The organism is Streptomyces sp. NPDC051907, from assembly GCF_040681075.1.
Classification (GTDB): Bacteria; Actinomycetota; Actinomycetes; order Streptomycetales; family Streptomycetaceae; genus Streptomyces.
In genome coordinates, this window is sequence record NZ_JBFAYB010000170.1 from 1 (window position 1) to 9,094 (window position 9,094).

Here is a 9,094-nt window from a genome sequence, read left to right on the forward strand (position 1 = left end):
TCCGCAGGCCAACGAGGCGGCGCTGGCCAAGGTCAGGCTCGACAAGGAGCGCGAGGCCGAGGACGGCTTCGACGGCTCCTGGGTCGCCCATCCCGCGCTCGTCCCCGTCTGCCGCGAGGTGTTCGACGGCGTCCTGGGACAGCGCCCGCACCAGATCGAGCGCACCCGAGACGACGTCGAGGTGACGGCGGCCCAGCTGCTGTCGGTGCGCCACATCAGCGCACCGCCCACGCCGGAGGGCATCCGCACCAACATCGCGGTCGCCCTGCGCTACTTCGCCGCCTGGCTGCGCGGTCAGGGCGCCGTCGCGCTGGACGGGCTGATGGAGGACGCCGCCACGGCCGAGATCGCCCGCGTGCAGATCTGGCAGTGGCTGCGGCACCGGGTCGTCGATCGCCAGACGGTTCTGGAGCTGCTGGACGACGAGCTCGCCGCCCTGGGCGCGGAGTACCCGTGGGCGCCCGTCGACGAGGTGCGCGCGCTGTTCGAACGAACCGCCCTGGCAAGGGACCTGCCGGCGTTCTTCACCCCGGACGCCTACACCCGCCACCTCGTGTACCGCCCGGAGGGACAGTCATGACCACACGCGTCCGCCGGCCACGGGTTCCACACCTACGACCGGGGCTGAGGGGCTCGGGTCCGCCGCTGGGCTGAGGGGCCTGCGGCTTTTGTGGAGAGGGGGCGCGGAGCAGACTGTTCCGCGCCCCCCCGTTCGTCCGAAAGACGCATCCGTGTCTCATCTCACGGTCCGCAATGTGAACAGTTCTGCCCGCTTTCGAGCCTGGCCCTCTAGTCTGGCCGGGCAGCTGGTTCGCCCCGTCCGCCAGACGGGATGCGTCGTAAGAGGGAACCCGGTGGGAATCCGGGACTGCCCCGCAGCGGTGAGCGGGAACGACCGCCGTCATACGCACTGGGCCCGACTGGGCCTGGGAAGCGACGGCCAGTAGGAATCTGCCTCGGCAGACGTGCCCGCGAGTCCGAAGACCTGCCCGTTGCCCGTACGTGACCGATCACGTGCGGATATCCCGGTGACCTCGTGGGCGGGTCGGCGTGCATACCAGGCGGAGGACCGCGCCGATCGGCGCGAGTTCGGTCCGCCCGGTTCGTCACCCCTTCGCGTCCGCGTCCCGTCTCCGGGATCTCAGGAGTCATCTCGCGAAGGAGATTTCCGTGACAGCGAAGTCCGCAGCCGCGGCAGCACGGGCCACCGTGTACGGCTACCCCCGCCAGGGCCAGAACCGTGAACTGAAGAAGGCCGTCGAGGGCTACTGGAAGGGCCGCGTCACCGCCGACGCCCTCAAGGAGATCGCCGAGGGCCTGCGCCGTTCGAACTGGCAGCAGTTGGCCGACGCCGGCGTCCACGAGGTGCCCACCGGTGACTTCTCGTACTACGACCACGTCTTGGACACCAGTGTCATGGTCGGCGCTGTCCCCGCCCGCCACCGCGCGGCCGTCGACGCCGACGCGCTCGACGGCTACTTCGCCATGGCCCGCGGCAACCAGGACGTGGCGCCGCTTGAGATGACCAAGTGGTTCGACACCAACTACCACTACCTGGTCCCTGAGCTGGGCCCGGACACGGTCTTCCAGACCGACTCCACCAAGCAGGTCGCCGAGCTGAAGGAAGCCCTCGCGCTCGGCCACACCGCCCGCCCCGTCCTCGTCGGCCCCGTCACCTATCTCCTGCTCGCCAAGCCCGCCCCCGGCGTCGCCGCCGACTTCGAACCGCTCACCCTGCTCGACCGGCTGCTGCCCGTGTACGCCGAGGTCCTCGCCGACCTGCGCGCGGCGGGCGCCGAGTGGGTGCAGTTGGACGAGCCCGCTCTGGTCCAGGACCGCACCCCGGCCGAGCTGAACGCCGCCGCCCGCGCCTACCGCGAGCTGGGCGCCCTCACCGACCGGCCCAAGCTGCTGGTCGCCTCCTACTTCGACCGGCTCGGCGAGGCGCTCCCCGTGCTCGCCAAAGCCCCCGTGGACGGCCTGGCGCTCGACTTCACCGAAGCCGCCGCCGCCAACCTCGACGCCCTCGCCGCCGTCGGCGGCCTGCCGGGCAAGCGCCTGGTCGCGGGCGTCGTCAACGGCCGCAACATCTGGATCAACGACTTCGAGAAGTCCCTGTCCACCCTCGCCACCCTGCTCGGCCTCGCCGACCGGGTCGACGTGGCGGCCTCCTGCTCCCTTCTGCACGTCCCGATCGACGCGGCGGCCGAACGCGACACCGACCCGCAGGTCCTGCGCTGGCTGGCCTTCGCCCGCCAGAAGACGACGGAGATCGTCACGCTCGCCCGCGGCATCGCCCAGGGCACGGACACGATCGCCTCCGAACTCGCCGCGAACCGCGCCGACCTGGCGTCCCGAGCGAGCTCCCCAATCACCCAGGACCCGGCCGTCCGCGCCCGCGTCGCCGCCGTCACCGACACGGACGGCCGCCGCTCAGCGCCGTACGAACAGCGCGCCACCGCCCAGCGCGCCCACCTCGGCCTGCCGCTGCTCCCGACCACCACGATCGGCTCGTTCCCGCAGACCGGCGAGCTGCGCACCGCCCGCGCTGACCTGCGCGCCGGACGCATCGACACGGCCGGCTACGACGAGCGCATCAAGGACGAGATCCGCGACGTCGTCGCCTTCCAGGAGAAGGCGGGCATCGACGTCCTGGTCCACGGCGAGCCCGAACGCAACGACATGGTGCAGTACTTCGCCGAGCAGCTCACCGGCTACCTCGCCACCCAGCACGGCTGGGTCCAGTCCTACGGCACCCGCTACGTGCGCCCGCCGGTCCTCGCCGGAGACATCTCGCGCCCGGAGCCGTTGACGGTGCGCTGGACCGAGTACGCGAACTCGCTCACCGACCGCCCGGTCAAGGGCATGCTCACCGGACCGGTGACCATGCTCGCCTGGTCCTTCGTCCGCGACGACCAGCCGCTCGGCGACACCGCGCGCCAGGTCGCCCTCGCCCTGCGCGACGAGGTCAACGACCTGGAGGCGGCGGGCACCTCGGTCATCCAGGTCGACGAGCCCGCCCTCCGCGAGACCCTGCCGCTGCGCGCCGCCGACCGCCCCGCCTACCTGGACTGGGCCACCGAGTCCTTCCGCCTCACCACCAGCGGCGTACGCGCGGACACGCAGATCCACACCCACATGTGCTACGCCGAGTTCGGCGACATCGTCCAGGCCATCGACGATCTCGACGCCGACGTCATCAGCCTGGAGGCCGCCCGCTCGCACATGCAGGTCGCCCGCGAGCTGGCCGCCCACGGCTACCCCCGCGAGGCCGGTCCCGGTGTCTACGACATCCACTCTCCGCGCGTGCCGAGCGAGCAGGAGGCAGCCGACCTGCTGCGTAAGGGGCTTGAGGCGATCCCCGCCGAGCGCCTGTGGGTCAACCCCGACTGCGGCCTGAAGACCCGCGGCTGGCCCGAGACCCGCGCCTCTCTGGAGAACCTGGTCGCCGCCGCACGGACCGTGCGGGCGGAACTTCCCGAGTCCTGAGGCACGTTAAGGCCGAGAGGAGGCAATCCCGCCTCCTCTCGGCCCTTCCTCGTCTGTGGGGGCCTTCGATGTCCGCCCGAGGGGGAAGCGTCACCTGTGAAGAGGGATCCACGTCATGTGGTCGTCGACGGCGAGCCGTTGGTGGCACTGGAGGCCCGTGACTTCGAGAACCTGATCGCCGTGCGTCGACAGCTGGGCGGCCAAGGAGCCAAGCTGCGCTCCTTACGGTGTGCCCTGGTCGACCTGACCGACTTTCTCGAGGAGCTGGGCACCGCACTGCGGGGCGACGGCCAGCCCTCCCTCGCGAAGTCGGCCGACGCAGAGCACGCCGCCTCGCGAGCGGAGCCGACAGCGCCAGGAACCGATCGAAGACGGCCCGTGGACGACCTCTCCGTCTTGCTCGCCGACCTGCCCGAGCGCGTGCGGCACGCACGCAGCATCACCGGCGGCAGAGGCGTCAGAGCCCGCAAGGAGCCCTGACGGCCCTGGCGCCACGGCCTGTGACCGGCGGTCGCCGTCCCGGCGTCCGCGTCGTCGATCCCGTCAGCTGAACACCGCGGCGACCGCGAGACCGATGTACACCGCGGCGACGAGGTACCGGCCCCTACCACGCCCCGACGATGCGCGGCCGCGGAGCCGTTTCGCGAGCACGCCGGCCACGGCCGCGTACCCCAGGTCCATGATCAGGGCGATCGTGAAGGTGATCGTGCCCAGCACCATCAGTTCCGTACGGGCCTGTGCGCCACCGGCGTCCTCGCTCACCCACTGCGGCAGGAACGCCAGGAAGAACAGCATGACCTTGGGGTTGAGCACATTGACGAGGACCCCTTCGCGGTAGACGCGCGGGAGCCGGTTGCGTGCCGCCTCGGCCGCGTCGCCCGGGGAGCGGGAGTCGGTCAGGGAACGGAATCCGAGATAAAGGAGATAGGCGGCGCCGAGCAGGGTGACGGCCTTCAGCGCCCCCGGTTCGGCGGAGACCAGCGCCGCGACTCCGAAGGCGGTCGCGAGAGCGTGCACCAGCGTGCCGGTCTCGACTCCGAGCGCCGAGACCATCCCCGCGGCGGTGCCCTGGGTGACGCTGCGGGTGCAGATGTAGAGGATGTTCGGTCCGGGCAGTCCGACGAGCGCGACCGACGCGGCGACGAAGAGCAGCAGTTGCTGTGGATCGGCGAGCACCTTCACCGCTTCTCCGCTCCGAGCAGTGCCGACAGCAGGCCGAGCGGCGGCGCGCCCAGGCCGAGCAGAGCAGTGTGGAAACGCGGGAGGGAGAAGCCGGCTCCCCAGCGCTGCCGGGCCTGCTCGCGCAGATCGAGGATCGCGAACTTCCCCCGGGCGTAGTCGCCCGCCTGAGGGTCGAGCAGGCAGCGTGTGGCCTGCTGCGCGGCGAGTGCGGGCGGCGAGTACGCCTCCGTCCTGAAGCGTTCGGCTGCCTGCGCGCGGGTGAGTTCGCCGGTGTGCAGCCCGATGACGCATGCCAGACGCGTGAGGCGGAGCAGTGCGTCGCGGGCGACGGCCACGGTGTGCCGGGGGTCGCCGTCACCGAATCCCGCCTCCAGAGCCATCTCCTCGCAGTAGTGCGCCCAGCCTTCGCTCGTCGCGTACGACTGCAGGCTGCGGAGTACCGCGCTCGGGACCTGGCGCAGGGCCCGACGGTGCGCCAGGTGTCCGGGGACGACCTCGTGGACGGCGATGTTCAGCAACTGGTGACGGCTGTAGGTGCGCAGCCACGCGTCGCGGTCCCGGGCAGACCACTGGGCGGGCGGACGGCGGACCCGGAAGCAGCCGGGTCGCTCCGGCTCCTCGGGAGCGGCGGTCGTCATGGTCGCGACCTGATGCCCGTGTGACTCGGGGAGAAGACCGACCCTGCAGGTGACGCTCCTGCCGGGCACCAGCTGGGCCTCCTCGGACCAGTCCACCACTTTCTCCACCGCCTCGACGGTGGCTGCCAACAGGCCGTCGGCGGTGGGGTGGTCGTCGTCCAGTGCGTGCAGCGTCGTGGCCACGGCGCCGCCGGGGTCGATACGGCGGCACCCTTCCTCCAGCAGCGTTCTGAGGCGGCTGCGTTCGGCGTCGGCACGCGTCGCCAAGCTCTCGAGGTCCACCTCGGTGCCCTCTGTGGCCGCCAGCATCCGGGCGAGCCCGTCCGTGCCGAGTACGGGCGAGCCGCGGTCCGCTCCGCCCGTTTCCCGCAGGTGCTCTTCGAGGCGGCTGAGCGCGTCGGCGGCCCGCCGGTCGCGGTCTGCCGCCTGTCCGGCGTGGCCCAGCTGGTGGCGCAGGCCCTCGACCGCGGGCAGGGCGGCGCGTGCCTGCTCCGCGGGGACCTGATCGAGCGTGGCGACGGCGACGGCGACCAGGTCGGGCCAGGCGTCGAGATGTGCGCGCCTGGCCCGCGCGCGCTCGTCGCTGGGAGCGTAGTCGTGCTCGTAGCCGCTCAGATCCAGATTGTCGATGTGCAGGTACGGGTCGCGGCGGTGCATCGCGAGCTCACCGAATCGCAGCTGCAGTGCCTGCTCGAACGCGTCGAGCGTCGCCTCGTCCAGCGGGTCCAGGGGGTGCACCGTGTGGTCCGGGTCGGCCGAGGGAGCGGGCCGCGTCGCTCCCGGGCAGGCTGCGCCGAGTCCCCGCAGCGCGCTGCGCACACCAGCCTCGGAGAGGTCCTGCGGGCGACCGTCGTACTCGTGGCGTCCGGCGTCGTGCCGGGCGGCCGGCACGGACGCGTCAAGCACGGCGCGGAGGCGGGCCGGGGTAGCAGGCGACATCAGGGGTTCTCCTCATGGTGGATACGGTCTGTGGTAGGTCTGGGACCAGCCAATCCGAGGGGACGGCAGACCACACGAGCCAATGGGGGCTGAATTGGACCTTTCACTGGATCCGAACCGGCTGGTCGAGCTGCTGCCGGACGGATGGGCGGGGGACGGGGCCCTGTACCGGGGGCTGGCTGAGGCGCTGCGCCGGCTCGTCGACGAGGGCGAACTGGCGACCGGTGTCCGGCTCCCCTCGGAGCGCGGGCTCGCCACCGCACTCGCGGTGAGCCGCTCGACGGTCGTGGCTGCCTACGACGAGCTGCGTGCCGCCGGCGCCCTCGTCAGCCGGCGCGGCAGCGGAACCCGGGTGGCCCGGCAGGCCGGCAACCGCCGCCGCTCCGACGGCGGGCTCCGGCAGGGGGAGGCCGAGTCCGTCTTCGCACGGCTGTCCCAGGGACCTGGAAAGGTGATCTCCATGGCGTACGCCGCCGACGCGGGCGCACCCGAACTCGCCGAGGCCCTGCGCGAGGTGACCGAGCTGGACCTGCACCACCTGCTGTCCGACGCCGGCTATCACCCGCGCGGACTGTACGCGCTGCGCGAGCGGCTCGCCGTCCATCTCACCGACTTGGGCCTGCCCACCTCGCCGGACGGCATCGTGGTGACCACCGGCGCACACCAGGCCATCTCGCTGACCGCCCGGATGTATCTGCGGCCCGGCAGCACGGTCGTCGTCGAGTCCCCCAGCTGGCCCGGCTGCTTCGACCTGTTCTCCGCGTACGGCGCCCGCACCGTCGGCGTACCGCTCGACGAGGAGGGAATGCGGCCGGACCTGCTCGCCGCCGCGCTCGCCGAGCACCAGCCGACCCTGCTGTTCGTCATGCCGAGCTACCACAACCCCACCGGCCGGCTGATGAGCGAGCGCCGCCGCCGTCGTATCGTCGAGCTGGCCGTCCGCCACGATGTGGTCGTCGTCGAGGACCTCGCCTACTCGGGGCGGATCACCACAGGGGACGAACTGCCGCCGCCGCTGGGCGCGTTCGCTTCCCAGGGCGGTGAGGTGCTGACGATCGGCTCGTTGTCCAAGTCGGTGTGGGGAGGGCTCCGGGTGGGCTGGGTCCGTGCGGACGAGCCCGTCGCGGCGCGTCTGGCCCGCCACAAGGCGCTGGCCGACCTCGGCAGCCCCGCTATCGACCAAGCGGTCGCGGCCCGGCTGCTGCCCCGGCTGGCCGAGCTGGAGCGGACACGTGCGGAGTCCGCCGCGCGCCGACTGCGGCATCTGACCGGGCTGCTGGCGGAGTCACTGCCGGAGTGGAGGTGGGAGCAGCCCGACGGCGGGTCGGCCCTGTGGATCGAACTTCCCGGAGCCGACGCCCGCGCGTTCGCGCAGGTCGCGCTGCGCCACGAGGTGGAGGTGGTGGCGGGACGGGCCACCGACCCCAGTGGCGGCCACGACGCCTACATCCGCCTTCCGTTCACCTACCCGCCCGATGTCCTCACCGAGGCCGTCCGACGGCTCACCCGGGCCTGGGCCGACCTGCGCCGGCACGGGCCCGCCCCCGGACCCGCGACTCCCGTGGTCTGACGTCGTCCCCAGCGGCGTACACGACTCTGCCTTCGCCCCGACGGTGGGGTCCTGGTGCAGCATCTCGTGGAACATACTCGACCCCAGCTGCCGGAAGTCCTCGAAGCGGTAGCGCTCGTTGAAGAGGATGTTCGGGAGGGTCTCGCCCGGCCCGGGCGGGCTGACCTGGGCGATGGTGGTCAGCCCGAGGTCGGCGAACCGGGCCTGGGTGAACACGGCGCCGCCGCGTAGCGCCGCGATTCCCGGCTCCCCGTAGGTGCACAGCAGGGACGCCGCTGCAGCCCTGCGAGGACTCCTACGCGGGCCCGGTCACGGTGTGGGGTCCGCGCCTTCGTCAGGGAGGAAAAGACCCTCGATCGGTTCGCCGAACACGGCGGCGATCTTGAACGCGAGCGGCAGGCTCGGGTCGTAGCGGCCCGTTTCGATGGCGTAGACCGTCTGCCGGGACACGTCGAGTCGGTCGGCGAGGTCGGCCTGACTCCAACGGCGCACCGCCCGCAGTTCCCTGAGCCGGTTCTTCATCGGGTTCGCGGGGTCTTGAGCAGCAGGGCTGCGATCCAGGTCAGGATGCTTGCGATGAAGCTGACCTGGACCAGCTGGCGCAGATCGCCCACCCCGGCCGCCTGGAGAAGCCCGACGGTGTAGATCGCCGTGATCAGCACGCCGAACCCGATCGCCAAGGCCTCGAGCTGGCAACGACGCTGGTACTCGTCGGCGCGACGCAGGCTCCTGACCACGGCCCGGACGATCCACAGCCCCGGGGCGAGATTCAGCAGCGACCAGAACAGCTTCCACGAGTCCGCCGAGCCGAAGAGGCCGAACTCTGAGATCAGGCTGAGCAGCCCGAGGGCGACGAGCGCCGGAAGCCAGTCGAGGAACCATGCGCGGGCGCGGATCGTGTCGCTTCGGCTCTGGCGGTTCTCTGGTGATTTCTCCATGCCGCAAATGTAAAGGGAGCTTGTCTCGATGTAAATGGTCCTTGTCAAATAGACAAGGGTGGTTGACGGCCCGCCGCCGGTCCGGCGAAGGGTGGTGGCTTGGAACGGGGGCAGCGGCCTGGAGGTCTTCGCCATCGACGCCGTCGGCTCCTCCAGCCGCTGCCCCTTCATCGCGAGGGGTTCGGCTACGACCGCTGCACGGGTGTTGCCGAAGGCGGGGGGACTTGGAGCCGATACGCCCCAGGGGCACGCAACAAGGCAGGTCGGCGTCTTCCGTGCACCCCCCCGGGGCGCGGATACGGCCCGCCCGGGGGGGCTAAAAGGCCCGCGGCCCGGGC

The 9,094-nt window shown here is 71.7% G+C and carries 7 protein-coding genes, 1 pseudogene and 1 riboswitch; of the genes and pseudogenes, 4 read left to right on the forward strand and 4 right to left on the reverse strand.

Translation table 11 applies throughout. From position 1 onward, the window contains the following. The 3 genes and pseudogenes from AB0M39_RS40355 to AB0M39_RS40365 all read left to right on the forward strand — a co-directional run. Positions 1–580: pseudogene (locus tag AB0M39_RS40355) on the forward strand (malate synthase A); the annotation flags it as partial. Positions 581–790: 210 nt separating this feature from the next. Then, positions 791–1,008: riboswitch (cobalamin riboswitch) on the forward strand. A 162-nt stretch (positions 1,009–1,170) separates the two neighbouring features. Then, the gene (gene metE, locus AB0M39_RS40360; RefSeq protein ID WP_365373703.1) at positions 1,171–3,489 is read left to right on the forward strand and encodes a 5-methyltetrahydropteroyltriglutamate--homocysteine S-methyltransferase; all 2,319 of its coding nucleotides are present in this window, start codon (positions 1,171–1,173) and stop codon (positions 3,487–3,489) included. Between the two features lie 96 nt (positions 3,490–3,585). After that, the gene (locus AB0M39_RS40365) at positions 3,586–3,969 is read left to right on the forward strand and encodes a hypothetical protein (protein WP_365373705.1); all 384 of its coding nucleotides are present in this window, start codon (positions 3,586–3,588) and stop codon (positions 3,967–3,969) included. 63 nt (positions 3,970–4,032) lie between these two features. On the opposite strand, the gene AB0M39_RS40370 is transcribed toward AB0M39_RS40365, so the two are convergent. Beyond that, positions 4,033–4,671 (reverse strand): LysE family translocator, encoded by a 639-nt coding sequence (locus AB0M39_RS40370; RefSeq protein ID WP_365373708.1) that lies wholly within the window; start codon positions 4,669–4,671, stop codon positions 4,033–4,035. Continuing rightward, positions 4,668–6,248 (reverse strand): DUF885 family protein, encoded by a 1,581-nt coding sequence (locus AB0M39_RS40375; protein ID WP_365373711.1) that lies wholly within the window; start codon positions 6,246–6,248, stop codon positions 4,668–4,670. The genes AB0M39_RS40370 and AB0M39_RS40375 overlap by 4 nt, the downstream gene beginning before the upstream one ends. 94 nt (positions 6,249–6,342) lie before the next feature. Between AB0M39_RS40375 and AB0M39_RS40380 the strand changes: the two genes are divergently transcribed. Further along, positions 6,343–7,818, forward strand: a complete 1,476-nt coding sequence (locus AB0M39_RS40380) for a PLP-dependent aminotransferase family protein (protein ID WP_365373713.1) — start codon at positions 6,343–6,345, stop codon at positions 7,816–7,818. A 309-nt stretch (positions 7,819–8,127) separates the two neighbouring features. Here the strand turns inward: AB0M39_RS40380 and AB0M39_RS40385 are convergent, their stop codons facing one another. Next, a complete protein-coding gene (locus AB0M39_RS40385) occupies positions 8,128–8,340 on the reverse strand; it encodes a helix-turn-helix transcriptional regulator (RefSeq protein ID WP_365373716.1) in 213 nt (70 codons plus the stop codon). Beyond that, on the reverse strand, positions 8,337–8,891 hold the full coding sequence (locus AB0M39_RS40390) for a hypothetical protein (protein WP_365373719.1): 555 nt from the start codon (positions 8,889–8,891) through the stop codon (positions 8,337–8,339). Before AB0M39_RS40390 ends, AB0M39_RS40385 begins: the two co-directional genes overlap by 4 nt. Between the last annotated feature and the right edge of the window lie 203 nt (positions 8,892–9,094).